Consider the following 24,072-nt stretch of genomic DNA (forward strand, 5'->3'; position numbering starts at 1 on the left):
GCGCGGGCCGCCGCCGTGGTGGCCGACGGCCAGACGCGGTCCAGGGCGGCGTTCAGGGCCGCGCCGACCAGCACCGCGAAGGCCGACACGCCGATCCACAGCAGGACCGCGATCGGGGCGGCCAGCGAGCCGTAGACGGACGGGCCCTCGACGGCCGTGGTGAGGTAGAGGCGGAGCAGGAAGCTGCCGAGGATCCAGATGGCCAGCGCGGCGACGGCACCCGGGATGTCCTCGCGCCACGGCGACCGGACCGGTACGGAGACGTGGTAGAGCGTGGTGAGGAAGGCGATGGAGAGCACCACGACCACCGGCCAGTACAGGACGCGGATGGCGACCTCACTGGCGGGCAGCCAGCCGACCACGACGTCCGGGCCGGCGACCATCAGCGGGAAGGCGATCGCGCCGGCCGCGAGCGCGGCGACGTAGAGCGCGAAGGACAGCAGCCGGGTCCGGACGATACCGCGGCGGCCCTCCAGCCCGTACATGATCGTGATGGTGTCGACGAAGACGTTCAGGGCCCGGGAGCCGGACCACAGGGCGATGGCGAAGCCCAGCGAGATGACGTCGGGGCGGTGGCCGGTGAAGACGTCGTCGAGCAGCGGGCGGGCGATCTCGTCGACACCGCGGCCGGACAGGACGGTGCCGGCGGCGTGCAGCAGGTGGGTGCGGAACCGCTCCAGGGTGGCGTGGCCGACCCACGGCTCGGTGTAGCCCAGGACGCCGAGCAGGCCCAGGATCAGCGGCGGCAGGGACAGCAGGCACCAGAAGGCGGCCTCGGCGGCCAGGCCGGTGACGCGGTAGCGCATGCAGGCGGCGACCACGTCCTTCAGCAGCAGCCAGGCCAGCCGGCGGCGGGAGGCGTCGCGGTAGCGGACCCGGGCGCGGGCGCGGGTCCGCCGGCCCCGGGGCGGTCCCTGCGGGCCGCGCGGTCCGGTCGGTTCGTTCGGCGGCTGCACCTCCTTACCGTATCGGGCATGGCACCTACCACACATGGCACGCATACCGTGACGAACCAGCCGCCGCCGCTGACCGGCTACGACGTCTTCGCCGCCGACCCGGCGCTCACCGAGGGGGTGGCCCGGTACGTCGCCGCGGAGCACCTCGGCGAGGCGCGGGAGGAGCTGGGCCGGCTGGGGCGGGCGGCCGGCTCCGCCCAGGCGCAGTGCTGGGGCGCGCAGGCCAACGCGTACCCGCCGGTGCTGCGCACCCACGACCGCTACGGCCACCGGATCGACGAGGTGGAGTTCCACCCGGCCTGGCACCGGCTGCTCGGGCACGCGGTCGGGGCCGGGCTGACCGGCGCCTGGACGCGCCCGCACGGCCATCTGCGGCGCACCGCGGGGTTCCTGGTGTGGACGCAGGTGGAGGCCGGGCACGGCTGCCCGCTGTCGATGACCCACGCGGCGGTGCCGGCGCTGCGGGCCGAACCGGAGCTGGCGGCGGTCTGGGAGCCGCTGCTGACCTCGCCGGTGTACGACGCGGAGCTGCGGCCGGCCGCGCGGAAGGCGGGCGCGCTGGCGGGGATGGCGATGACCGAGAAGCAGGGCGGCAGCGACGTACGGGCCAACACCACCCGCGCCGAGCCGCTGGCGGCGGACGGCGAGTACGTCCTGACCGGCCACAAGTGGTTCTGCTCGGCGCCGATGTCGGACGCGTTCCTGGTGCTGGCCCAGGCGCCCGGCGGGCTGACCTGCTTCCTGCTGCCGCGGGTGCTGCCGGACGGCACCCGGAACGCGTTCCGCCTCCAGCGGCTGAAGGACAAGCTCGGCAACCGCTCGAACGCCTCGGCGGAGGTGGAGTTCGACGGGCGGACCTGGGCGCGCCGGGTCGGCGAGGAGGGGCGCGGGCTGGCGGCGATCATCGGGATGGTGGCGGCGACCCGGCTGGACTGCGTCACCGCGTCGGCGGCGGTGATGCGGCAGGCGGTGGCGCAGGCGCTGCACCACACCGCGTACCGGGAGGCGTTCGGCCGCCGGCTGGCCGACCAGCCGCTGATGCGGAACGTGCTGGCCGATCTGGCGCTGGAGTCGGAGGCGGCGACCACGCTGGCGCTGCGGCTGGCCGCGGCGTACGACGGTGGCACCGAGCGGGACCGGGCCCTGCTGCGGCTGGCGGTGCCGGCGGCCAAGTACTGGGTGACCAAGCGGTGCACGCCGGTGGTCGCGGAGGCGCTGGAGTGCCTGGGCGGCAACGGCTACGTGGAGGAGTCGGGGCTGCCGCGGCTGCTGCGGGAGGCGCCGCTGAACTCGATCTGGGAGGGCTCGGGCAACGTCCAGGCGCTGGACGTGCTGCGGGCGCTGCGGCGGGAGCCGGCGGCGCTGGACGCGTATCTGACCGAGATCGGGGCCGCGCGGGGCGCCGACCACCGGCTGGACCGGGCGATCCGGGGACTGCTGACCGAACTCGCCGACCTGGCCGGCGCGGAGGCGCGGGCCCGGCGGCTGGCGGAGCGGATGGCGCTGGTGCTCCAGGGGGCGCTGCTGGTGCGGTACGCGCCGCCGGAGGTGGCGGACGCGTTCTGCGCGGCGCGGCTGGGGGGCGACGCGGGGGCGGCGTTCGGGACCCTGCCGCACACGCTGGGGCTGGCGGCGATCGCGGAGCGGGCGCGACCGGTGGCGGAGTAGCAACTCCCCTCGGAACCGGGGGAGTTCGGGGCGCGGCGGCGGTTCCGCGTCCTCCGCCCGGAGCCGTCAGCAGCTGGCTCCGGACGGGGGGCGGGACAGGGGACAACCGCCGCCGCGCCGGGCTGGGAGCGGTGCCGCGCCGACTCGGCACCGGTCCCGGTCTTCAGGGCCGCCGGGCCGGGCGCGGCGCGGTGCGTCCGCGCCGCGCCGCGGCGGTGGCCACGGCGTTGCCGGCGTCCGGCGCGTCCGGCCGGACGCCGGCCAGGACGCCCGACGACACGGGCGGCCGATCGCGTCTCCGGCGGGCACCGGCGGGTTCTCCGTCGGGTGACCGGCGAATCCTCCGGCGGGGGACGCCATCGGCCGCTGGGACCAGGTTTGCCCCGGGGCGTCATAGGCCACAACGGTTGCATTCCGTTGCAGCGGATCTGCGCAAGGGGCTCTCCTCCGGCGGCCGCTGACGGCACGATGGGCGCATCCCGGGGAGGGGCCGGAAGCAAGGGCACGACGGAGAGCGGTGTGAGGCAGAGACCGAGCGACAGGGCCGGGGCGGTGGCCGCCGGCCGGGCGGGCGGCGGACTCGAGGGCGCGGTGCGGTCGGCGCGGGATATCCGCGAGACCGCGCGGCGGCTCGCGGTGGTGCACGAGGGGGTGCTGGCCGGCGATCCGCCCGAGGCCGGCCGGGAGGCGCCGCGCGCGGTGATCGGCGAGTCCTGGCGGCGGGTGCTGGACCGCGGGGTGGACCCGGAGCGGGGCCGCGACCAGCGGCCGCTGTCGGTCGCCGAGCTGGAGTCCCGGCGGCAGCGGTCGCAGCTGGCGGCGGTGCTGCCGGTGCTGGGCGGCGGGCTGCTGCCGACCGCCGACGCGGCCCAGCAGATCATGGTCGTCACCGACGCCGAGGGGCGGGTGCTGTGGCGGGAGGGCAGCGCCCCGATCCGGCGGATGGCCGACCGGCTGGGCTTCGACAAGGGCGCGGACTGGACGGAGGGGACGGTCGGCACCAACGCGATCGGCACCGCGCTGGTGGCCCGCAGCCCGGTGCTGGTGCACTCCGCCGAGCACTTCGTGCGCAGCCACCAGCAGTGGACGTGCGCGGCGGCGCCGCTGCACGATCCGCGGGACGGGCGGCTGCTGGGCACGGTGGACCTCAGCGGCCCGGCGCACTCCTTCCACCCGACGACGCTGGCGCTGGTGTCGGCGGTGGCCCGGCTGGCCGAGGGCGAGCTGCGGGCCCGCCACCACGCGGCGCTGGAGCGGCTGCGGGCCAGCGCGGCGCCGGTGCTGGCGCGGCTCGGCGGGCGGGCGCTGGCGGTCGATCCGCACGGCTGGACGGCGGCGGTGGCGGGGATGGCCCCGCCGGCCCGGGTGGCGCTGCCGAAGAAGCCGGCGGCCGGGCCGCTGTGGCTGCCGCGGTACGGCATGTGCGCGCTGGAGCCGCTGCCGGGCGGCTGGCTGATCCGGCTCGGCCGCCCGGAGCCGGTGCCCGGGCCGCACCGGGTCGTCCTGGATCTGGGCGGGCCCGGCGAACCGGCCGTGACGGTCTCCGGGCCGGCCGGCGGCTGGTCGCACCCGCTGACCCCGCGCCACGCCGAGCTGCTGTTCGTACTGGCCGCCCACCCGGGCGGGCGCAGCGCCGCCGAGCTGGCCCGGGACCTCTTCGGCGACGGCGGGCGGACGGTCACGGTCCGGGCCGAGATGTCCCGGCTGCGCCGCCATCTGGCGGGCGTGCTGGCGCACCGCCCGTACCGCTTCGCGGACGGTGTGGAGGTGGAACTCCGGCTCCCGGACCGCCCGCTGGAGCTGCTGCCGCACTCCACGGCCCCGGCGGTCCTGGCGGCCCGGCGGACGGGGGCGGGGCGGCCGGGGTGACGCCCGGGGCGGCCCCGGCCCGGTCGGCCTTGGGATCGGCGTCCCAGCAGGTGGACGGATCGGTCCGTGATGTGGCGGGGCCGGCGGGGCGTACGGGCGGGGGGCCGGGGCGGGCCGCACGGCGTACGGCTCACCGGGCCGGGCGACGCCCGCGGTCCGACCCGTGCAACGTCCGCGAACCGGCCCCGTCCAGGCTCCGGACCGCCGCCCCCGCCCCCTCCCCCGATGTGATGTCCTGGCCCCATGAGCCACACCGTCACCACCTGGTACCTCCACCAGACCGCGCGGTCGGACCTCGCGCCGGCCGCGGCGCCGCCCGCCGGTGCGGAGCTGCGGATCGTCCGGTCCGCGATACCCTCGCCCGAATTCAGCCGGTTCCTCTATACGGCGGTCGGCGGGGACATCCTGTGGACCGACCGGCTGGACTGGCCGTACGCGCGCTGGGCCGAGCATCTGGAGCGGCCAGGGACCGAGACCTGGGTGGCGTATCTGCGCGGGACGCCCGCCGGGTTCATCGAACTCGCGGCCAGCGGGGACGGGTCGGTGGAAATCGCCTACTTCGGACTACTGCCGGCCTTCCGGGGGCAGCGGATCGGCGGCCATCTGCTGGAGTTCGGGACCGCGCGCGCCTGGGATCTGGCCGAGCGGTGGCCGGGGCTGCCGGAGACCACCCGGGTCTGGGTGCACACCTGCAGCGACGACGGGCCGCACGCGCGGGCCAATTACGAGCGGCGCGGCTTCCGCGTCTACGAGACCACGGTGACCGAGGAACCGGAGCTTCCCATGCCCGGCCCGTGGCCCGGCGCCGGACCGCTGCCGGCCGCCGCGGAGTGAACCGTTCCGCCCCCGCCCGCCAGGGCCGGGGGCGCCACCGGCGGATCCGCCCGCGCCCCGCGCACCGGCCCGGCCGTACGCCCGCCGGAACGTGACGGGCGCCACACCGTCTCGCAGTACGAGACCATCTTGTCCATATCCTGGATGACGGTGGACTGGCCGGAGAGCGCCGTGCCACGCTTCCGTCATGTCCAGAGCTGGAATTGCCTTGGTGAGTCGGCGGCACGTCGACCTCGGCCGCATGTCCAGCGCCATTTGTCGGGCGGGCTGACGCCGCGCGACCAGGGCCCGCCCTGCGTACCGCACAGCATTCAGCACCACCGCTTCGCACGTCGTCCCCATCGTCGCGGACGCGCCTGAACCCCCGACCTGCGCAAGCCCACCGGACGACGCGCCCACGCGCGCCGCGCTCCGGTGCGTCCGCGCAGGTCATCGGGGGTGCACCGCGCCCTCCGCACCCCCCTTTGAGCCGCCCAGAAGGACGTAGCCCATGGCCGCCAACCCGGACCTCCCCTCCGCCACGACCCGCCGCAAGGCCGGCCGCCACCGCGGCGAGGGCCAGTGGGCCGTTGGCCACTTCACGCCGCTCAACGGCAACGAGCAGTTCAAGAAGGACGATGACGGTCTCAATGTGCGGACACGCATTGAGACGATCTACTCCAAGGCCGGTTTCGACTCCATCGACCCCAACGACCTGCGCGGCCGGATGCGTTGGTGGGGCCTGTACACCCAGCGCAAGCCCGGGATCGACGGCGGCAAGACCGCGGTGCTGGAGCCCGAGGAGCTGGACGACAAGTACTTCATGCTGCGGGTGCGCATCGACGGCGGCCGGCTCACCGTCGCCCAGCTGCGCGCCATCGGCGAGGTCTCCGAGCAGTACGCCCGCGGCACCGCGGACATCACCGACCGGCAGAACATCCAGCTGCACTGGGTGCGCATCGAGGACGTGCCCGCCATCTGGGAGAAGCTGGAGGGCGTCGGGCTGTCCACGACCGAGGCGTGCGGCGACTGCCCGCGCGTGATCATCGGTTCCCCGGTCGCCGGGATCGCGGCCGACGAGATCATCGACGGCACCCCGGCCGTGGACGAGATCCACGAGCGCTACATCGGCAGCAAGGAATTCTCCAACCTCCCGCGGAAGTTCAAGACCGCGATCTCCGGCTCGCCCGTCCAGGACGTGGTGCACGAGATCAACGACGTGGCGTTCGTCGGCGTGGTCCACCCCGAGCACGGGCCGGGCTTCGACCTGTGGGTCGGCGGCGGCCTGTCCACCAACCCCAAGCTGGCGCAGCGGCTGGGCACCTGGGTGCCGCTCGACGAGGTCGCCGACGTCTGGGCCGGTGTGGTCGGCATCTTCCGCGACTACGGCTACCGCCGCCTGCGCACCCGCGCCCGGCTGAAGTTCCTGATGGCCGACTGGGGCCCGGAGAAGTTCCGCCGGATCCTGGAGGACGAGTACCTCCAGCGCAAGCTGGTCGACGGCCCGGCGCCGGCCGAGCCCGTGCAGAAGTGGCGCGACCACATCGGCGTCCACCGCCAGCAGGACGGCCGCTTCTACGTCGGCTTCGCCCCGCGCGTCGGCCGGGTCGACGGCACCACCCTCACCAAGATCGCCGAACTCGCCGCGGCGCACGGCTCCGACCGGCTGCGCACCACCGTCGAGCAGAAGATGATCATCCTCGATGTCGCGCCCGAGCAGGTCGACGGCCTGGTGGCGGGGCTGGAGGCGCTGGACTTCCAGGTCAGCCCCTCGCCGTTCCGGCGCGGCACGATGGCCTGCACCGGTATCGAGTTCTGCAAGCTCGCCATCGTCGAGACCAAGGGCCGCGGCGCGTCGCTCATCGACGAACTGGAGCGCCGGCTCCCGGACTTCGACGAGCCGATCACCATCAACCTCAACGGCTGCCCCAACGCCTGCGCCCGCATCCAGGTCGCGGACATCGGCCTCAAGGGCCAGCTGGTGCTGGACGCCAACGGCGAGCAGGTCGAGGGCTACCAGGTCCACCTGGGCGGCGCGCTGGGCCTGGAGCCCGGCTTCGGCCGCAAGGTCCGCGGCCTGAAGGTGACCGCCGACGAACTGCCCGACTACATCGAGCGGGTGCTGCGCGCCTTCCAGGCGCAGCGCGCCGAGGGCGAGCGGTTCGCCACCTGGGCGGCGCGTGCCGAAGAGGGTGCGTTGAAGTGAGTGAGCGCGCCGCGCCGTTCTACTGCCCGTACTGCGGGGACGAGGACCTGCGGCCTTCCGAGGAGGGCCACGGGGCCTGGGAGTGCCGGGCGTGCAGCCGGGCCTTCCGGCTGAAGTTCCTCGGCCTGCTGGCCCCCGGGGCCGCGGGTCCCGCCCCTTCCGCAGCCCCTTCCGCTTCCGACGGAGGTACGCCGTGACCACCGCAACCGACCTTCAGCGCCTCGCCGAGCAGGCGGGCCGCGACCTGGAGGACGCGCCCGCCCTGGACATCCTCCGGTGGGCCGCGGAGACCTTCGGCCCGCGCTTCTGCGTCACCTCCTCGATGGAGGACGCGGTCGTCGCGCACCTGGCCTCCCGGGCCTTCCCCGGGGTGGACGTGGTGTTCCTGGACACCGGCTACCACTTCCCGGAGACCATCGGCACCCGGGACGCGGTGGCGGCGGTGATGGACGTCAACGTCATCACCCTGACGCCCCGCCAGACGGTGGCGGAGCAGGACGCCGAGTACGGACCGAGGCTGCACGACCGCGACCCGGACCTGTGCTGCGCGCTGCGCAAGGTCAAGCCGCTGGAGGAGGGCCTGGCCGGCTACGACGCGTGGGCGACCGGCCTGCGCCGGGACGAGTCGCCGACCCGGGCGAACACCCCGGTCGTGGGCTGGGACGCCCGGCGGCGCAAGGTCAAGATCGCGCCGATCGCCCGCTGGACGCAGGCCGATGTGGACGCCTACGTCGCCGAGCACGGGGTGCTCACCAACCCGCTGCTGATGGACGGATACGCGTCCGTCGGCTGCGCGCCCTGCACCCGCCGGGTGGAGGCGGGCGAGGACGCGCGGGCCGGCCGCTGGGCCGGCACCACCAAGACCGAGTGCGGACTGCACTGATGGCGGAGTTTCAGGAGATACAGATGACGGGCGCCACGATCTGGCTGACCGGTCTGCCGAGCGCGGGGAAGACGACCCTGGCGCGCGAGCTGGCCGGCCGGCTGCGCGGCGAGGGCCACCGCGTCGAGGTGCTCGACGGCGACGAGATCCGCGAGTTCCTCTCGGCGGGCCTCGGCTTCAGCCGCGAGGACCGGCACACCAACGTCCAGCGGATCGGCTTCGTCGCCGAACTCCTCGCCAGCAACGGCGTGAAGGCCCTGGTCCCGGTGATCGCCCCGTACGCCGACAGCCGCGAGGCGGTGCGCAAGCGCCACCAGCGCGAGGGCACCCCGTACCTGGAGGTGCACGTCGCCACGCCGCTGGACGTCTGCTCCGAGCGGGATGTGAAGGGCCTGTACGCCAAGCAGGCGGCCGGTGAGCTGACCGGCCTGACCGGGGTGGACGACCCGTACGAGGCGCCCGAGTCGCCGGATCTGCGGATCGAGTCGCACACCCAGACCGTTCAGGAGTCCGCCGCGGCGCTGCACGCGCTGCTGGTCGAGAGGGGGCTGGCGTGACCACCGTGGCGTCGCTGTCCGAGGAGCTGGACAACCCCTACGCGCTGTCGCACCTGGACGCGCTGGAGTCCGAGGCGGTGCACATCTTCCGCGAGGTGGCGGGCGAGTTCGAGCGGCCGGTGATCCTCTTCTCCGGCGGCAAGGACTCCATCGTCATGCTGCACCTGGCGCTGAAGGCGTTCGCGCCGGCGCCGGTGCCGTTCGCGCTGCTGCACGTCGACACCGGCCACAACTTCCCCGAGGTGCTGGCCTACCGCGACCGGACCGTGGCCGAGCACGGGCTGCGGCTGCACATCGCGTCGGTGCAGGACTTCATCGACCGCGGGGAGCTGCGGGAGCGCCCGGACGGCACCCGCAATCCGCTGCAGACCGTGCCGCTGCTGGACGCCATCGAGAAGAACCGCTTCGACGCGGTCTTCGGCGGCGGCCGCCGGGACGAGGAGAAGGCCCGCGCCAAGGAGCGGGTGTTCTCGCTGCGGGACGAGTTCGGCGGCTGGGACCCGCGCCGGCAGCGGCCCGAGCTGTGGCAGCTCTACAACGGCCGGCACTCGCCGGGCGAGCATGTCCGGGTCTTCCCGCTCTCCAACTGGACCGAGCTGGACGTCTGGCAGTACATCGCCCGCGAGAAGATCGAACTGCCCGCCATCTACTACGCCCACGAGCGCGAGGTCTTCGCCCGCGGCGGCATGTGGCTGGCGCCCGGTGAGTGGGGCGGCCCGAAGGACGGCGAGCGCCTGGAGGTCCGCCAGGTGCGCTACCGCACCGTGGGCGACATGTCCTGCACCGGCGCGGTGGAGTCGGACGCGGACACCATCGACGCCGTCATCGCGGAGATCGCCGCGTCCCGGCTCACCGAGCGGGGCGCCACCCGGGCCGACGACAAGCTGTCCGAGGCCGCCATGGAGGACCGCAAGCGCGAGGGGTACTTCTAGCCATGAGCACGACCGACACCGCCCGCGCCGACGGGCCCGTGGACGCGGGCGCCACCTCGCTGCTGCGCTTCGCCACCGCCGGTTCCGTGGACGACGGCAAGTCGACGCTGGTCGGCCGGCTGCTGCACGACTCCAAGTCGGTGCTCGCCGACCAGCTGGAGGCCGTCGAGCACGCCTCCCGCAACCGCGGGCAGGAGGCGCCCGACCTGGCGCTGCTGACGGACGGGCTGCGCGCCGAGCGGGAGCAGGGCATCACCATCGATGTCGCCTACCGCTACTTCGCCACCCCGCGCCGCCGCTTCATCCTCGCCGACACCCCCGGGCACGTGCAGTACACCCGGAACATGGTCACCGGCGCGTCCACCGCCGAGCTGGCCGTGGTGCTGGTCGACGCCCGCAACGGCGTGGTCGAGCAGACCCGGCGGCACGCCGCGGTCGCCGCGCTGCTGCGGGTGCCGCACGTCGTCCTGGCGGTCAACAAGATGGACCTGGTGGACTACCGGGAGTCCGTCTTCGCGGCCATCGCCGAGGAGTTCACCGCGTACGCCGGCTCGCTGGGCGTCCCGGAGATCACCGCCATCCCGATCTCGGCGCTGGCCGGCGACAACGTGGTGACGCCGTCGGCCACCATGGACTGGTACGGCGGCCCGACCGTGCTGGAGCACCTGGAGACCGTGCCGGTGGTCGCCGACCCGTCGGACGACCCGGCCCGCTTCCCGGTCCAGTACGTCATCCGCCCGCAGACCGCCGAGCACCCCGACTACCGCGGCTACGCGGGCCAGATCGCCTCCGGCGTGCTGCGCGTCGGCGACGCCGTCGCGGTGCTGCCGTCCGGCCGGACCAGCACCATCGAGGGCATCGACGCGCTGGGCCGGAGCGTGGACGTGGCCTGGGCGCCGCAGTCGGTGACCCTGCGGCTCGCCGACGACCTGGACGTCTCCCGCGGCGATCTGATCGCCCCGGCGGACACCGCGCCGGCGGTCACCCAGGACATCGAGGCCACCGTCTGCCACGTCGCCGACCGGCCGCTGGCCGTGGGGCAGCGGGTGCTGCTCAAGCACACCACCCGCACCGTCAAGGCGATCGTCAAGGAGATCCCGTCCCGGCTGGCGCTGGACGACCTCTCCCAGCACCCGGCGCCCGGGGAGCTGGCCGCCAACGACATCGGCCGGATCGTGGTGCGCACCGCCGCGCCGCTGGCGCTGGACGCCTACGCGCAGTCCCGGCGCACCGGTTCGTTCCTGCTGATCGACCCCGCGGACGGCACCACGCTGACCGCCGGGATGGCCGGTACCGCGTTCGCCGAGGCGGCCGCGGACGCGGCGCCGCGGGGCGCGGCGGACGACGAGGGGTGGGACTTCTGATGCTGCGGGACATGTTCGCGGACTTCGCGAAGGAGGGGGGCCGCGTCGGCAGCGGGGCCCTGGGCAGCGGACAGGGCGGAGTCGGCCGATGTGTGTGCTGACCGCGCCTGTCTCCGAGCCCCCCACCCCAGCCGTCCGAAGATCCGCCATCACGCCGGGCGCGCCCTGACCGGGCGCCGCGCTCCCCCGGCCCTCCGAGAGGAACTCCTCCCGTGTCTGCCGTACGCCACCGCCTTCTGGCGGCCGCCGCCACCGTCCCGTTGCTGACCGCCGCCCTGGGGGCCTGCGGCTACGGCTCCGAGGCCAAGAAGGACACCGCGGCCGCCGTCGCCCCCAAGGGACCCAAGGTCGACGGGCTCGACCAGGTCAAGATCGGGTTCTTCGGCAACACCACCCACGCCACACCGCTGATCGGCCTGCGGACCGGCACCTTCCAGAAGGAGCTGGGCGGCACGGCGGTGAAGTCCTCCGTCTTCAACGCGGGCCCCGCCGAGATCGAGGCGCTCAACTCGGGCGCCATCGACATCGGCTGGATCGGCCCCTCCCCCGCCATCAACGGCTACGCCAAGTCGCACGGCAAGAGCCTGAAGATCATCTCGGGCTCCGCCTCCGGGGGCGTCTCGCTGATCGTCAACCCCAAGAAGATCAAGAGCCTGGACGATCTCAAGGGCAAGACGATCGCCACCCCGCAGCTCGGCAACACCCAGGACGTGGCGCTGCTCAACTTCCTCGCGGGCAAGGGCTATTCGGTCGACGCCACGTCCGGCAAGGGCGATGTCACCGTCCAGCGCACCGACAACAAGGTCGTGCCGACCGCGTTCCGGCAGGGCAGCATCGACGGCGCGTGGGTGCCCGAGCCGACCGCGTCCAAGCTCGTCGCGGCCGGCGGCAAGCCGCTGCTGGACGAGAAGACGCTGTGGAAGGACGGCAAGTTCGTCATCACGAACGTGATCGTCTCGCAGAAGTTCCTCACCGAGCACCCCAAGGCCGTCGAGGCGGTACTGCGCGCGTCGGTGAAGACCAACGCCTGGATCCGCTCGCACCCCGCCGAGGCGGTCAAGGCGCTCAACGACGAGCTGGCCGATCCGGCGATCACCGGCAAGGCGCTGCCGGCCGACGTCATCGACCCGGCGTTCAAGAACGTCGACATCACCGATGACCCGCTGGCCGCCACCCTCCAGGAGGAGGCGGACCACGCCGTCAAGGCGGGCCTGCTGAAGAAGCCCGACCTCAAGGGCATCTACGACCTCACCCTGCTGAACAAGGTGCTCAAGTCCGAGGGCAGGCCGCCGGTCGACGACGCCGGCCTCGGCGGCAGCTGACCCACGGCCCCGATCCCCCAGGAGGTGACACCGATGACGACCAGCACGCTCACCAAGCCCGCCGCGGCGGACGCCGGCTCCACCGGTCCGTACGCCGCTCGCATCCACCACGTCTCGAAGTCGTTCGGCCGCCCCGGCGCGCGGCAGCAGGTGCTGGACGACATCAGCATCGATGTCGCCCCCGGCGAATTCGTCTGCCTCCTGGGGGCCTCGGGGTGCGGCAAGTCCACCCTGCTCAACCTCGTGGCCGGCCTGGACGCGCCGTCCGAGGGGACCATCGAGACGCCCGGCGGCCGGCCGGCGCTGATGTTCCAGGAGCACGCCCTCTTCCCGTGGCTGACCGCGGGCCGCAACATCGAACTGGCGCTGCGGCTGCGCGGCGTGCCGCGCGCCGAGCGCCGCCCGGAGGCCGAGCGGCTGCTCGAACTCGTCCGGCTCAAGGGCGCGTACGGCAAGCGGGTGCACGAGCTGTCCGGCGGGATGCGGCAGCGGGTGGCGATGGCCCGGGCGCTGGCCCAGGACAGCCAACTGCTGCTGATGGACGAGCCGTTCGCCGCGCTCGACGCGATCACCCGGGACGTGCTGCACGACGAGCTGACCCGGATCTGGCAGGAGACGAACCTCTCGGTCCTGTTCGTCACCCACAACGTCCGGGAGGCGGTGCGGCTCGGCGAGCGGGTCGTGCTGCTCTCCTCCCGCCCCGGCCGGGTGGCCCGCGAGTGGCGGGTGGACATCCCCCAGCCGCGCCGCATCGAGGACTCCGCGGTCGCCGACCTGTCCATCGAGATCACCGAACAGCTCCGTGGGGAGATCCGCCGCCATGGCCAGCACTGAGACCACCGCCTCCGCCGCCGCGGGCACGCCCGGCGACGACCCCGCCGGGCCCTCGGACGGGGCGTCCGCCGAGCGGGCCGCCGACGCGGCTCCCGCAGCCGCCGGCGGGGAGACCCGGCCGGCCGGCGGCGATCTGGCCGGGCTGGAGGCCGGCCTCGACGCCCTGGACGCCACCGTGGTGGCCCGCCAGCCCTGGCTGCGGTCGGCCCTGGCCAAGATCCTGCCGCCGGCCATCGCGATCGTGCTGGTCCTGGCGCTGTGGCAGCTCGCCTACCACTTCCAGCTCAAGCCGCACTACCTGCTGCCCAGCCCGCTGGACGTGGCCCGCTCGCTCCAGCAGAAGTGGCTGGAGGGCACGCTGCTGGGCTTCGTGTGGACCAGCGTCTCGCGCGGCGCCCTGGGCTTCGTCGCCTCGGTGGTGCTCGGTACGGCGCTGGGGCTGATCGTGGCCCGGATCAAGCCGGTCCGGGCGGCGATCGGGCCGATCCTGAGCGGTCTGCAGTCGCTGCCGTCGGTGGCCTGGGTGCCGGCCGCGATCATCTGGTTCGGGCTGAGCGACGCCACCATCTACGCGGTGGTGCTGCTCGGCGCCGTCCCCTCGATCGCCAACGGCCTGGTGTCCGGCGTCGACCAGATCTCCCCGCTCTACCTCCGCGCCGGCCGCACCATCGGCGCGCGGGGCCTGGCCGGGGTCCGCCATGTGCTGCTGCCCGCCGCGCTCCCCGGCTACCTCGCCGGACTCAAGCAGGGCTGGGCGTTCTCCTGGCGGTCGCTGATGGCCGCCGAGCTGATCGTCAGCGCGCCCGATCTCGGCACCGGCCTGGGCCAGTTGCTGGAGCAGGGCCGGGAGCTGCAGGACATGTCCTGGGTGCTCTCCGCGATCCTGCTGATCCTCATCGTCGGTATCGGCATCGAGCTGCTGATCTTCGCCCCGATCGAGCGCCGGGTGCTGCGCAGCCGCGGCCTCCTCGTCAAGAACTAGATCCCATGAGCACCCGCCCCACTCTCCTCGTCATCGCCCACGGCAGCCGCGACCCCCGGCACGCCGCGACCGTCGCCGCGCTGTGCGCGCGGGTGCGGCGGCTGCGGCCCGGACTGCGCGTGGAGGTCGGCTACCTCGACTTCAACGCGCCCCGGGTGCCGCGGGTGCTGGAGCGCCTGGCGGGCGACGGCGTGGGGACGGTGGTGGCGCTGCCGCTGCTGCTCACCCGGGCGTTCCACGCGAAGTCCGACATCCCCGCGGTGCTGCGGGAGGCCGCCGCGCGGCTGCCCCTGCTCACCGTCCACCAGGCCGAGGTGCTCGGCCCCTCGCTCCTCCTGACCGGCGCGCTGGAGCGCCGGCTGGAGGAGGCCGGGCTGCGGCCCGGTGACCGCCGCTCGACCGGGGTCGTCCTGGCCGCGGCGGGCTCCTCCGACCCGGAGGCGATCGCAGTGATCGCTGAAACCGCGCGGGAGTGGCGGCGCACCGCCGAATGGTGTGCCGTGCGACCTGCGTTCGCCTCCGCTTCCCTGCCCCGCACGGCCGACGCCGTACGGGCCCTGCGGGCCGAGGGCGTGCGGCGGGTGGCCGTCGCCCCGTACGTCATCGCGCCGGGCTTCCTGCCGGACCGGATCGCCGCTGGCGCCCGGGAGGCGCGGGCCGATGTGCTCGCGCCGGTGCTCGGCGACGCGCCCGAACTGGCCCGGCTGCTGCTGCGCCGCTACGACCAGGCCGTCCGCGCCCACGTGCGGCCCGAAGCGGCCGCGCTCAGCGCGTGAAGGCGGCCGCCTTCGGCGCGTGAAAGGGCCCGGCGGCCGCCCCGCGCGGTGCGAGCTGCGGGGCGGCCGCCGGGCCCAACTCCCTTGATTCCCTTACCCCTTGGGGGCGGATACGGCCTCCGCCTCCGGCGCCGGGTGCGCCTCCGGGGCGGTCGGCGTGCGGTCCGGGAGCCGGAGGGCCAGCACGACGGGGACGAGGAAGACCGCGACGAGTACGTAGAAGACGGCGGGCAGGCCCCGGGCGTCGGCGAGCCAGCCGAACAGCGGCGAGCACAGCCCGCCCGCCGCCATCGCCAGCCCCAGCGTCAGCCCGCTCGCCGTCCCCGGGCGGTTCGGCAGGTAGTCCTGGGCCAGCGTCACCTGGGCCGCGAACGGCAGGAACATCGCCACGCCGAACACCCCCGCGCTCACCACCAGCACCGGGTACGCCGGGGCCCAGGCGATGCCCAGCAGGGCGGGCAGCGCCACGAGGTAGCCGGTCCGCACCGAGGTCATCCGGCCGCGGCGGTCGCCGAGCCAGCCGCCGAGCAGGACGCCGATCGCGCCGGCGGCGGTGTAGGTGCTCAGGACGGCGGCGCCCGCCGCGGTGGACTGGCCCAGATCCCGCTCGGCGTGCAGCGACACCATCGAGGTGACCGTGACGTACGGGATGGACCAGCCGACGATCACGCCCACCAGGCGGGCGAACGAGCGCCAGTCGTCGGCCCGTCCGGCCGCGCCGCCGCCCGCCTTGGCCGCGGCGCCGGTGACCAGCGGCGCCGCCGGGGTGTGGCCGCGCCACCGCATCCAGGGCCCCTTGAGCACCCACAGCACGGCCATCACCAGCGCGGGCACCGCCAGCAGATAGCTCCCGGAGAAGCCCACTCCCCCGATGACGAGGGTGACCAGCGTGGGCGCCAGCGCGCCGCCGATCGTCCCGCCGACCGAGAAGACGCTCATCGCCTTCTGCGAGGAGCCGCCGGCGGCCCGCGCCTGGCTGGTGGCGGGCGGGTGGTAGGCCGCGATGCCGATGCCGGCCAGCGCGACGCACAGCCAGGTGACGAGGTAGGTGCCGGACAGTCCGGCCGCCATCACGCCGAGGGCGGCCGCGGTGAAGCCGGTCGGCACCAGCCAGGGCCGCGGCTTCTGATCGGAGAGCGCGCCGAACACCGGCTGGAACAGGCTGGAGATGCCGGAGGCGGCGAACGCCAGGCCGGAGACCGCGGCGTAGCTGTAGTGGCGCTGGGCCATCAGGAACGGCAGCATCGCGGGGATCGCGCCCTGATAGAGGTCGTTGACCATATGCGTGCCGGCCAGGAAGCCGAGCTGCCCTTTTTTCATGCGGGAACGTCTGCTCTCTAACGCCGCGGTGGGACGCGGGACGGGCGGGGAGTCGGCGCGCGGTACGGGCGCGGTGGCGGGCGGGGTCACGGCCGGGACGGGCGGCGGGTCCGCACGCTCCACCGCCCGTCGGCGCGGGTGAGGTGGATCGGGTGGTCGAAGCACTTGCTGACCTGGTCGCTGGTGAGGACCTCGCCGACCGGCCCGGAGGCCAGGCAGCGGCCGTCGCGCAGCAGCAGCGCGTGCGTGGTCCCGGGCGGGAGCTCCTCCAGGTGGTGGGTGACCAGGACGGAGGCCAGTTCGGGGTAGGTGTGCTGGAGCGTGTCGAGGCGTTCGATCAGCTGCTCGCGGCCGGCGACGTCGAGTCCGGTCGCGGGTTCGTCGAGCAGCAGCAGCCGGGGGCTGGGCATCAGGGCCCGGGCGATCAGGGTCCGGCCGCGCTCGCCCTGGGAGAGGGTCGGCCAGCGCGCGTCGCGGCGGTCGGCGAGGCCGAGCAGGTCGATCAGGCGGTCGGCGGTGGCCACCTGCTCGGGCTCCGGGGTCCAGCGGGGGACCCGTTCGATGGTGTTGGTCAGGCCGGTCAGGACGACGTCGCGGACCTTCAGGGGCGAGCGGAGCGCGTGCCGGGGGTCCACATGGCCGACGTAGGAGCGCAGTTCGCGCAGGTCCACGCGGCCCAGCTCATGGCCCAGGACCCGTACCGTGCCCCGGGTGGGGTGGGCGAGCGCGCCGAGCAGGCTGAGCAGGCTGCTCTTGCCCGCGCCGTTGGCGCCGAGCAGGGCCCAGTGCTCGCCGGGCCGCACGGTCAGCGAGATCTCCTGGAGGATCGCCACTCCGTCCCGGACGAGGTCCACCTCGCGGGCGTGGAGTACGGCGGTCGCGTTCACGGTCAGCTCCGTTCGGTGCGGGGGGCGGCGGCCGCGGCGCCGGCGTCGGGCCCGCCGCGGGGTGCCGGACGCGTCCCGGGTCCCGAAGCGGCAGCCGGGAAGGGGGAGTTCGCGCGGCCGTACGCCCGGTACAGTAGCGGCGACCAACACCTCAGACAACCTGAGAGGTGTGCGCGGCGGGAGCCCTGCCGTCCGGCCGAAGGGCCCCGGGGCGGCGCCACGTACACTCACCGGCAGATATCAGACAACCCGAGAGGTGGTAGCGGGATGGCGCTCGGTGCCCTCCGGCCCAGTCCGCTGGTCGAACAGGCCACCCAGCACCTGCGCGACCAGATCACCGGCGGCCAGTGGCCGGTCGGGACCAAGCTCCCGGCCGAGACGGCGCTGGCCAAGACGCTCGGCGTGGGCCGCTCCACGGTGCGCGAGGCGCTGCGCGCGCTGGCCGGGGCGGGGCTGCTCCAGGCCCGCCAGGGCGCCGGGGTCTTCGTCATCGCCACCGAGCCCGAGGAGGACTGGGCGACCCGGTTGCGGCACGCCGCGGTCACCGATGTCTACGAGGTCCGGATGCTCATCGAGGTGCAGGCGGCGCGGCTGGCCGCGCAGCGCCGCACCGAGGCCGACCTGTCGGCGATGCGGGCGGCGCTGGAGGCCCGCCGGGCGGCGGCGGCCGGCGACGACCCGGCGTTCGTGGACGCGGACATCGCGCTGCACGCGGCGGTCGTCGCGGGCGCCCACAACCCCGTCCTTACCGACCTGTTCGTGGAGTTCACCCCCGCGCTGCGGGAGGGGCTGATCGATCTGCTGGCCCTCCTGGACCTGCGGACCCACGAGCCGAACCACGGCGACGAGGGCCACGCCGCGCTGGTGGCGGCCATCGAGCGCGGTGACGCCGACGCCGCCAGCGGCGCTCTCCAGACCGAGCTGGAGCAGACCCTGGCCCGCCTGCACCGTCTCTGACGGGCCGTCAGGCAGTCAGAGCAGGAACGAGAACCACGGCGATCCCGGCGAGATCCGCTCGATCGCCAGCGGGCTGTCGTCCATCCGCCGCAGCAGGCTGTCCAGGTCCCGCGGGCGCTCCAGTTCGATGCCCACGAGGGCCGGGCCGGTCTCGCGGTTGTTCTTCTTGACGTACTCGAAGGCGACGATGTCCTCGCCCTTGCCCAGCACCCCGTCGAGGAAGTGCCGCAGCGCGCCCGGCTGCTGGGGGAACGTCACCAGGAAGTAGTGGCGCAGGCCCACGTGCACCAGTGAGCGCTCCACCACCTCGGCGTAGCGGCTGACGTCGTTGTTGCCGCCGGAGACCACGCACACCACGGTGCCCGCCGCCGCCCCGGGCAGGATCTGCCGGGCCGCCGCGCTCGCCAGCGCCCCGGCGGGCTCGGCGATGATGCCGTCGGTCTGGTAGAGGTCGAGCATCTCGGTGCACACCGCGCCCTCGTCCACCGCGACGACCTCGTCCACCAGGTCCTTGACCAGCGGATACGCCTGGGCGCCGACCTTGCCCACGGCCGCGCCGTCCACGAACGAGTCGATCTCGGGCAGCGCGACCGGCCCGCCGTTGTCCAGGGCGGCGCGCATGCTCGCGGCGCCGGCCGGTTCGGCGCCGATGATCCGGGCGTGCGGGGCGTGCGCGCGCAGCCAGACCGCGGCGCCGCTGATCAGCCCCCCGCCGCCGACCGGCACGACCACGGTGTCCACCGCGCCGCCGGCCTGCTGGGTGATCTCCCGGGCGACGGTGCCCTGGCCCTCCATGGTCCGCGCGTCGTCGAAGGGGTGGACGTAGACCGCGCCGGTGCGCTCGCTGTCCCAGTGCGCGGCGGCGCTGGCCTCGTCGTAGGTGCTGCCGACGACCACCAGCTCCACCGCGTCGCCGCCGAACGCGGCGATCCGCTGCCGCTTCTGGCGCGGGGTGTTGGACGGGACGAAGACCCGGCCGCGGATGCCGAGGCGGCGGCAGGCGAAGGCGACGCCCTGGCCGTGGTTGCCGGCGCTGGCGCAGACCACGCCGCGCCGCCGCTCCGCTTCGGTGAGCGAGGACATGAGGTTGTAGGCGCCGCGGACCTTGTACGAGCGGCAGACCTGGGTGTCTTCGCGTTTCAGCAGGACGCGGGTGCCGAGCAGCGCGGTCAGCCGGTCGTTCTCCTCCAGGGGCGTGCGGCGCACCACCGGTTCGAGCCGCTGGGCCGCCTGTTCGATTCCCGCTGCGTTCACCTTGGCTGGCATCCGGGGATGGTAACGCGGCACCTCGGACGCCTCTTTCCGCCGACCATGATGCGGACACCGGCCGCCGCGGCCCCCGGCACCGCGTCCGCGCGGCCGTCCCCCGAAGGGGTGAGACGGGGGCGTGAGCGGTCCGCTGCCCACCCCACCGCGGGCCCGGCGAAGTCGGGAGCTGCGCCACCTTACGGCCGTGCGCGCGGACCGGAACGCTGGTGGGCGGCCCCGAGGGCCGTCCTCAACGAACGACGGGAGCACGGCGATCCTCATGATTGACACCCACCGAAGCGAAGATTTCCTGGCCCAGCTCAGCTCCGAGGTGTTCGCTTCCCTGTCCAGGTCCGATCAGCGCAGAACCGCTGAGCAGTTCCTGCGAGGCATGTCGGTGACGCCCAGCCGCAAAACGGCCCGCAACGTCGCACTGTGCCTGGGGGACCCGTCGGCCGAGCAGCGCTTCCAGCACTTCATCGCGCACTCGCGCTGGGACTGGGAGCCGGTCCGCGCCGCGCTGGCCGGCGCCGTGGAGCGGTACGCGCCCAAACTCGCCTACGTGGCGCACCCGCTGGTGCTGCGCAAGGCGGGCAAGGACTCCGCGGGCGTGCACCGGCGGTTCGTCCCGGAGCTCGGCCAGACCGTCAACGGGCAGTTCGCGTACGGGCTGTGGCACACCACCGCGGCGCTGGCGACGCCGGTGGACTGGCACCTGGAGCTGCCCGGCCCGGCGGCGGGTTCGCCGGCGGCGGCGTTCGCGGGCCTGGCGGCCAAGCACCCCGGCTCGCCCCGGCCGGTGGTCATCGACGCCCGCCACACACCGCTGCCCCCGCTGCTCGACGGCTTCAGCCTGGCCCGCGTACCGCTGCTGGCGCGGATCAGCGGCGCCGCCACGGTGGTGGCCGCCGAACGCTTCCGGCCCGGCGCCGCGCCGGTGCCGGTGCCCGCGCACCAACTCCTGACCTGCGTCTGGGGGTTGCGGCGGCCGGTGGACCCGTCCGCCGCGCGGTGGACGGCGGCCTCGGTGCGGGTGCGGGTGCCGGGGACCGAGGTGGTGCGGCCCGGCGCGGACGGCGCGCCGCGGCCGCTGACGCTGATCGGCGCATGGGACGAGGCGCGGGCGCGGGTGAGCCGCTGCTGGCTCACCGACCTGCCGGGCTCGGCGCCCGCCCTGCTGCGCCTGGCCTCGCTGCTGGACCGGGTGACCAGCCGGCTCGGTGAGGCCGACGCGTCGGGGCTGCGGGACTACGGCGGCCGGTCGTTCAGCGGCTGGCACCGCTATATGACGATGGTGGCGGTGACGCACGCCGTACGGGTCCTGGCGGCGCAGGACCGGCCGCCGCGCACCCCGGCGGAGCGGCAGCCGGTCCCGCTGGCCCTCTGACCGCGGCCGCGACCCGCCGCTATCCGCCGTCGTCCTCCGCGGGCCGCAGGGAGGTGCGGACCCGGTGCAGCCGCAGCGCCAGCTGCACCTCCAGGGCCCCGGCGGGCTCCTGCCAGCCCGGTCCGAGCAGTTCGCCGATGCGCGCCAGGCGCCGGGCGACGGTGTTGGGGTGGACGAAGAGGTGCTCGCCGGCCCGGGTGGGGCTGCCGTTGGCGGCGTAGTACGCCTCCAGGGTCGTGACCAGGTCGGCGGAGCGGCGCGCGTCGTACTCCAGGAGCGGGCCGATGACCGAGCCGATGAAGCCCGCCACGTCCCGTTCGTCGGCGAGGAGGAGTTCCAGGAAGCCCAGGTCCTTCGGCGAGGCGGCGCGGCCGGTGGCGCCGAGCACGGTGAGCGTGTCGAGGCAGCGCAGGGCCTGCTTGTAGAGGGCGGGGGCGGCGGCGGGGTCCGTACCGGGCCCCGCCGCGCCGACCGTGACGGCCTGCCCGGTGGCGGACCGGTAGGAGTCCGCCACGCCCTGGGCCGCGGCGCTCGGGTCGTCCCCGGGCAGCAGCAGCACCAGGTGGTCTCCGCGCCGGCACTTCAGGCCGCCCTCGGTGCGGGCGTGCACGGTCGCCCAGGCCGCGTCCTGGTCGGTGGGGCCGCTCTCGGGCCGGGCCACCGCCACGACGTGCGGGCGGCTCAGGTCGATGCCGAGGCCGTGCGCGCGCTTGACCGCGAGCTGCCGGACGCCGGGGCCGGCGGCGAGCAGGGTGTCCAGGAAGTGGTCGCGCTGGGCCGGGTCGGCGGCCTGGCTCTGCAGCAGGACCGCCAGCGCCTGCGCGCAGCTGCGCAGGACCGGGATCTCCAGGTCGGTGAGCGGGGCCTTGCGGCTCAGGACCAGCCGGCCGTAGGCGACCGCGCCGCGGACCGCGCAGACCCAGCGGCCGTCCGCCTCCTCGGCCACCGCGTCCTGCGGATACCGCTCGGCCGGGCCCGCGCCGGGGCCCGCCGGGTCCGCTTCCGCACCGCCGTGCGGGCGGGCGCCGGAGACCGCGCCGCTGTCCTCGTCCTCGAACCACACCGTGCCGCCGAGCAGCTTGCCCGCCACGGTGAGGAAGCGGTCGAGGTCCGCCTTGGCGAGGACCAGTTCCAGGACGGCGCTCTGGCTGTCCCGCAGGCGCCAGACGCCCTCCCGCTCCTCCTCGGCGCGGCGCACGTCGGCGCGGAGTTCGGCCACCTCCGCCCGGACGTGCTGGAGGGTGAGGCTCTTGCCGATGGCCACCGCGACGAGCCGGCCGAACTCGCCGGCCAGGGCGATCTCGTCGGAGGTGAAGTGGCGCACCTCGCGGCCGGCCGCGTAGAGCACGCCCAGCGGGGAGCCGTCCGGATTGCGCAGCGGTACGGCGATGACCGCCCGCAGCCCCTCGGCCTGCACCACCCGGTCGATGTCCGGTGAGTGCCGGATGTCCGGGTCGGCGAGGTAGTCGGCGGTGGTGAACGGGGCGCGGTGCGCGCTGGCCGGAGCGCCCAGGCCGCCGTCGCCGGGGATCCGGAAGCCGAGGGTGAGCCCGGTGGTGTGCCCGTCGGCCGCGCGCACCACGTCGGCGCCCAGGGCCGGGTCGCGCAGGGCGATATAGGCCATGTCGAGGTTGAGCAGGGTGCGCATCCGGCGGGTGACGGCGGAGAGCACCGTCTCGACGTCGTCGGCGCCGAGGAGGTCGCGCGCGGTGTCGAGCAGGACGGAGAGGTCGGCGGTGCGCCGCCGCCGCTTCTCGAACAGCCGCCGGACGTCCTGCGCCAGGCGCTCGGCCCGCCGCAGCGACGCCACCGTCTCGCCGGAGGCGCCCGCCGCCCGCGCGGCCGCGACCGGCCGGCTGAAGGCGGTGGGCGACGCCTCGGTCGCCAGCAGTTCCAGAAAGGTCGAAGCGTCGAGGTCTGTCGGCTCCCTCATGTCAATGCGCACGCCCCCGTTCGGCCATGTGCTCGATCCTAGGGTTCCTGCTCGATGTGTCCAGCCCCCGTCTCACCTGGCGAATTCACAGGTTCGAGATATTCCGGAGACAGTGCTGTGACCACTCCTCCGGGGGCGCGGGCGGTTGTCTGAGCCCCTCCCCCGGGGTGTCCGGGCCCCGGGAGGGTGAGGACCATGGCGGATACGCCACCGTTCCGCCCCACTGTTACGGAGGTTCCTGTGTCCGAGACGACCACCGCCGGCGAGCCGTCCACCCCGCTCACGGGACCGGCCACCGCGCCGGTGCGCAGCCATGTGCGGTCCCTCGCGCGGTGCGCGGCCGCGCGCGCCCGCGGCGACCTGCCGCGCGTCTTCACCCTGCACGGCCGCGCCTTCGACCTGCTGGAGGAGGTGTTCGCGCCGGATCTGACGCCGAGTACACAGACCGCGCTGGACTTCCTCGGCATCCCCGCGCCGTCCGGCCCGGCCGGGGCGGACCCGGCGCCCGCGGGCCGGGGCAGCCTGCTGGAGATCGGCTCCGGCGCCGGCGCCATCTCCGTCCTGGCCGCGCTGAACGGCCACGAGCGGGTGGTGGCGGCCGATATCAACCCGCAGGCCGTCCGGAACACCGCGCTGAACATCGCCCGGCACGCGGTGGGCGACCGGGTCCGCGCCGTGCACAGCGACCTGTTCGCCGCCCTGCCGCCCGGCGAGCGCTTCGACACGGTCTTCTGGAGCTCCAACTACGTGCTGGCGCCCGGGAGTTACGTCTACCGCAACGACTGCGAGCGGGCCTTCGTCGATCCCGGATACGCCGCCCACCGCCGCTTCCTGGAGCAGGCCGGGCAGTGGACGACGCCCGGCGGGGCCGTACTGCTGCACTTCAGCAGCCGGGGCGATCTGCCGCTGCTGCGGAGCCTGGCGGCGGCGTGCGGCCGCGCGCTGACCGTGCGCCGGTCCCGGGAGGTGCGGGAGGGCGCGGAGACGGTGGAGCACTGTCTGCTGGAGGTGACGGCGGCCGGGTGAGCCCGCCGCGCGAGCCCGTTGTGTGTCGCGCGGTGAGCCGGCCGGAGACCCCGGTGGCGCGCCGCACACAATCGCATTCCGTCTCCGTCATGTCGGGGACATATGCCGGGAGTTGACGGAAATCCTCGGCGATTCCCCTTCGGGCGGCCCGT

General features: G+C 74.6%; 22 protein-coding genes. 17 read left to right on the forward strand and 5 right to left on the reverse strand.

Features of this window, described 5'->3' with window-relative positions; genetic code table 11:
* Positions 1-956 (reverse strand): YihY/virulence factor BrkB family protein (locus tag ADL22_RS15780; protein ID WP_066978991.1); only part of this gene is annotated, 956 nt, incomplete at its 3' end.
* Positions 957-974: 18 nt separating this feature from the next.
* Between ADL22_RS15780 and ADL22_RS15785 the strand changes: the two genes are divergently transcribed.
* From ADL22_RS15785 to ADL22_RS15840, 14 genes are all read left to right on the forward strand, one after another.
* Positions 975-2,624 (forward strand): acyl-CoA dehydrogenase family protein, encoded by a 1,650-nt coding sequence (locus ADL22_RS15785; protein WP_066978995.1) that lies wholly within the window; start codon positions 975-977, stop codon positions 2,622-2,624.
* Between the two features lie 519 nt (positions 2,625-3,143).
* On the forward strand, positions 3,144-4,493 hold the full coding sequence (locus tag ADL22_RS15790) for a helix-turn-helix domain-containing protein (protein WP_234430716.1): 1,350 nt from the start codon (positions 3,144-3,146) through the stop codon (positions 4,491-4,493).
* Positions 4,494-4,736: 243 nt separating this feature from the next.
* A complete protein-coding gene (locus ADL22_RS15795) occupies positions 4,737-5,327 on the forward strand; it encodes a GNAT family N-acetyltransferase (RefSeq protein ID WP_066979001.1) in 591 nt (196 codons plus the stop codon).
* A gap of 187 nt (positions 5,328-5,514) precedes the next feature.
* Complete coding sequence (locus tag ADL22_RS36980; RefSeq protein ID WP_350257049.1) at positions 5,515-5,598, forward strand: putative leader peptide; 84 nt, start codon at positions 5,515-5,517, stop codon at positions 5,596-5,598.
* Between the two features lie 219 nt (positions 5,599-5,817).
* Positions 5,818-7,512 (forward strand): nitrite/sulfite reductase, encoded by a 1,695-nt coding sequence (locus ADL22_RS15800; RefSeq protein ID WP_066979004.1) that lies wholly within the window; start codon positions 5,818-5,820, stop codon positions 7,510-7,512.
* On the forward strand, positions 7,509-7,709 hold the full coding sequence (locus ADL22_RS36220) for a hypothetical protein (RefSeq protein ID WP_079064158.1): 201 nt from the start codon (positions 7,509-7,511) through the stop codon (positions 7,707-7,709). The genes ADL22_RS15800 and ADL22_RS36220 overlap by 4 nt, the downstream gene beginning before the upstream one ends.
* A complete protein-coding gene (locus tag ADL22_RS15805; RefSeq protein ID WP_066979006.1) occupies positions 7,706-8,395 on the forward strand; it encodes a phosphoadenylyl-sulfate reductase in 690 nt (229 codons plus the stop codon). Before ADL22_RS36220 ends, ADL22_RS15805 begins: the two co-directional genes overlap by 4 nt.
* A 23-nt stretch (positions 8,396-8,418) precedes the next feature.
* Positions 8,419-8,952, forward strand: a complete 534-nt coding sequence (gene cysC / locus ADL22_RS15810; RefSeq protein ID WP_066979008.1) for an adenylyl-sulfate kinase — start codon at positions 8,419-8,421, stop codon at positions 8,950-8,952.
* On the forward strand, positions 8,949-9,884 hold the full coding sequence (gene cysD / locus ADL22_RS15815) for a sulfate adenylyltransferase subunit CysD (RefSeq protein ID WP_066979010.1): 936 nt from the start codon (positions 8,949-8,951) through the stop codon (positions 9,882-9,884). Before cysC ends, cysD begins: the two co-directional genes overlap by 4 nt.
* Before the next feature lie 2 nt (positions 9,885-9,886).
* Positions 9,887-11,248, forward strand: coding sequence for a sulfate adenylyltransferase subunit 1 (locus ADL22_RS15820; protein ID WP_066979013.1), 1,362 nt, complete (start codon positions 9,887-9,889; stop codon positions 11,246-11,248).
* 212 nt (positions 11,249-11,460) lie between these two features.
* On the forward strand, positions 11,461-12,570 hold the full coding sequence (locus ADL22_RS15825; protein ID WP_066979015.1) for an aliphatic sulfonate ABC transporter substrate-binding protein: 1,110 nt from the start codon (positions 11,461-11,463) through the stop codon (positions 12,568-12,570).
* Positions 12,571-12,603: 33 nt separating this feature from the next.
* Positions 12,604-13,404 (forward strand): ABC transporter ATP-binding protein, encoded by an 801-nt coding sequence (locus ADL22_RS15830; protein WP_199836309.1) that lies wholly within the window; start codon positions 12,604-12,606, stop codon positions 13,402-13,404.
* Positions 13,391-14,386, forward strand: coding sequence for an ABC transporter permease (locus tag ADL22_RS15835; protein ID WP_066979019.1), 996 nt, complete (start codon positions 13,391-13,393; stop codon positions 14,384-14,386). The genes ADL22_RS15830 and ADL22_RS15835 overlap by 14 nt, the downstream gene beginning before the upstream one ends.
* Before the next feature lie 5 nt (positions 14,387-14,391).
* Positions 14,392-15,162 (forward strand): sirohydrochlorin chelatase, encoded by a 771-nt coding sequence (locus ADL22_RS15840; RefSeq protein WP_066979022.1) that lies wholly within the window; start codon positions 14,392-14,394, stop codon positions 15,160-15,162.
* Between the two features lie 93 nt (positions 15,163-15,255).
* Here the strand turns inward: ADL22_RS15840 and ADL22_RS15845 are convergent, their stop codons facing one another.
* Together ADL22_RS15845 and ADL22_RS15850 are read right to left on the reverse strand one after the other, a co-directional pair.
* Positions 15,256-16,482 carry an MFS transporter gene (locus tag ADL22_RS15845; protein ID WP_066979025.1) on the reverse strand — a complete coding sequence of 409 codons (1,227 nt, stop codon included), beginning with the start codon at positions 16,480-16,482 and terminating at the stop codon, positions 15,256-15,258.
* Positions 16,483-16,568: 86 nt separating this feature from the next.
* The gene (locus ADL22_RS15850) at positions 16,569-17,369 is read right to left on the reverse strand and encodes an ABC transporter ATP-binding protein (protein WP_107116312.1); all 801 of its coding nucleotides are present in this window, start codon (positions 17,367-17,369) and stop codon (positions 16,569-16,571) included.
* Positions 17,370-17,636: 267 nt separating this feature from the next.
* On the opposite strand from ADL22_RS15850, the gene ADL22_RS15855 reads away from it, so the two are divergent.
* Positions 17,637-18,326, forward strand: a complete 690-nt coding sequence (locus tag ADL22_RS15855) for a FadR/GntR family transcriptional regulator (RefSeq protein WP_066979028.1) — start codon at positions 17,637-17,639, stop codon at positions 18,324-18,326.
* 15 nt (positions 18,327-18,341) lie between these two features.
* Here ADL22_RS15855 and ilvA read toward each other — a convergent pair whose 3' ends face one another.
* A complete protein-coding gene (gene ilvA / locus ADL22_RS15860) occupies positions 18,342-19,592 on the reverse strand; it encodes a threonine ammonia-lyase IlvA (RefSeq protein WP_066979033.1) in 1,251 nt (416 codons plus the stop codon).
* A gap of 262 nt (positions 19,593-19,854) precedes the next feature.
* Between ilvA and ADL22_RS15865 the strand changes: the two genes are divergently transcribed.
* Positions 19,855-20,961 carry a transposase gene (locus ADL22_RS15865; RefSeq protein ID WP_079064159.1) on the forward strand — a complete coding sequence of 369 codons (1,107 nt, stop codon included), beginning with the start codon at positions 19,855-19,857 and terminating at the stop codon, positions 20,959-20,961.
* Positions 20,962-20,980: 19 nt separating this feature from the next.
* Here the strand turns inward: ADL22_RS15865 and ADL22_RS15870 are convergent, their stop codons facing one another.
* Positions 20,981-22,894, reverse strand: coding sequence for a helix-turn-helix domain-containing protein (locus ADL22_RS15870; protein WP_066979152.1), 1,914 nt, complete (start codon positions 22,892-22,894; stop codon positions 20,981-20,983).
* Between the two features lie 240 nt (positions 22,895-23,134).
* Here ADL22_RS15870 and ADL22_RS15875 point away from each other — a divergent pair, with 240 nt between their 5' ends.
* Positions 23,135-23,920, forward strand: a complete 786-nt coding sequence (locus tag ADL22_RS15875; protein ID WP_234430717.1) for a methyltransferase domain-containing protein — start codon at positions 23,135-23,137, stop codon at positions 23,918-23,920.
* Positions 23,921-24,072 lie beyond the last annotated feature (152 nt).

Source organism: Streptomyces sp. NRRL F-4489 (genome assembly GCF_001509485.1).
Taxonomy (GTDB): Bacteria; Actinomycetota; Actinomycetes; order Streptomycetales; family Streptomycetaceae; genus Streptomyces.

What these genes read in the sequence shown, in the direction of transcription:
- ADL22_RS15820 (WP_066979013.1), top strand. Translation starts at nt 9,887, where the DNA reads ATGAGCACGACCGACACCGCCCGCGCCGACGGGCCCGTGGACGCGGGC.
- ADL22_RS15835 (WP_066979019.1), top strand. Translation starts at nt 13,391, where the DNA reads ATGGCCAGCACTGAGACCACCGCCTCCGCCGCCGCGGGCACGCCCGGC.
- ADL22_RS15855 (WP_066979028.1), top strand. Translation starts at nt 17,637, where the DNA reads ATGGCGCTCGGTGCCCTCCGGCCCAGTCCGCTGGTCGAACAGGCCACC.
- ADL22_RS36980 (WP_350257049.1), top strand. Translation starts at nt 5,515, where the DNA reads ATGTCCAGAGCTGGAATTGCCTTGGTGAGTCGGCGGCACGTCGACCTC.
- ADL22_RS15795 (WP_066979001.1), top strand. Translation starts at nt 4,737, where the DNA reads ATGAGCCACACCGTCACCACCTGGTACCTCCACCAGACCGCGCGGTCG.
- cysC (WP_066979008.1), top strand. Translation starts at nt 8,419, where the DNA reads ATGACGGGCGCCACGATCTGGCTGACCGGTCTGCCGAGCGCGGGGAAG.
- ADL22_RS15785 (WP_066978995.1), top strand. Translation starts at nt 975, where the DNA reads ATGGCACCTACCACACATGGCACGCATACCGTGACGAACCAGCCGCCG.
- ADL22_RS15865 (WP_079064159.1), top strand. Translation starts at nt 19,855, where the DNA reads ATGATTGACACCCACCGAAGCGAAGATTTCCTGGCCCAGCTCAGCTCC.
- ADL22_RS15845 (WP_066979025.1), bottom strand. Translation starts at nt 16,482, where the DNA reads ATGAAAAAAGGGCAGCTCGGCTTCCTGGCCGGCACGCATATGGTCAAC.
- ADL22_RS15800 (WP_066979004.1), top strand. Translation starts at nt 5,818, where the DNA reads ATGGCCGCCAACCCGGACCTCCCCTCCGCCACGACCCGCCGCAAGGCC.
- ADL22_RS15870 (WP_066979152.1), bottom strand. Translation starts at nt 22,894, where the DNA reads ATGAGGGAGCCGACAGACCTCGACGCTTCGACCTTTCTGGAACTGCTG.
- ilvA (WP_066979033.1), bottom strand. Translation starts at nt 19,592, where the DNA reads ATGCCAGCCAAGGTGAACGCAGCGGGAATCGAACAGGCGGCCCAGCGG.
- ADL22_RS15830 (WP_199836309.1), top strand. Translation starts at nt 12,604, where the DNA reads ATGACGACCAGCACGCTCACCAAGCCCGCCGCGGCGGACGCCGGCTCC.
- ADL22_RS15840 (WP_066979022.1), top strand. Translation starts at nt 14,392, where the DNA reads ATGAGCACCCGCCCCACTCTCCTCGTCATCGCCCACGGCAGCCGCGAC.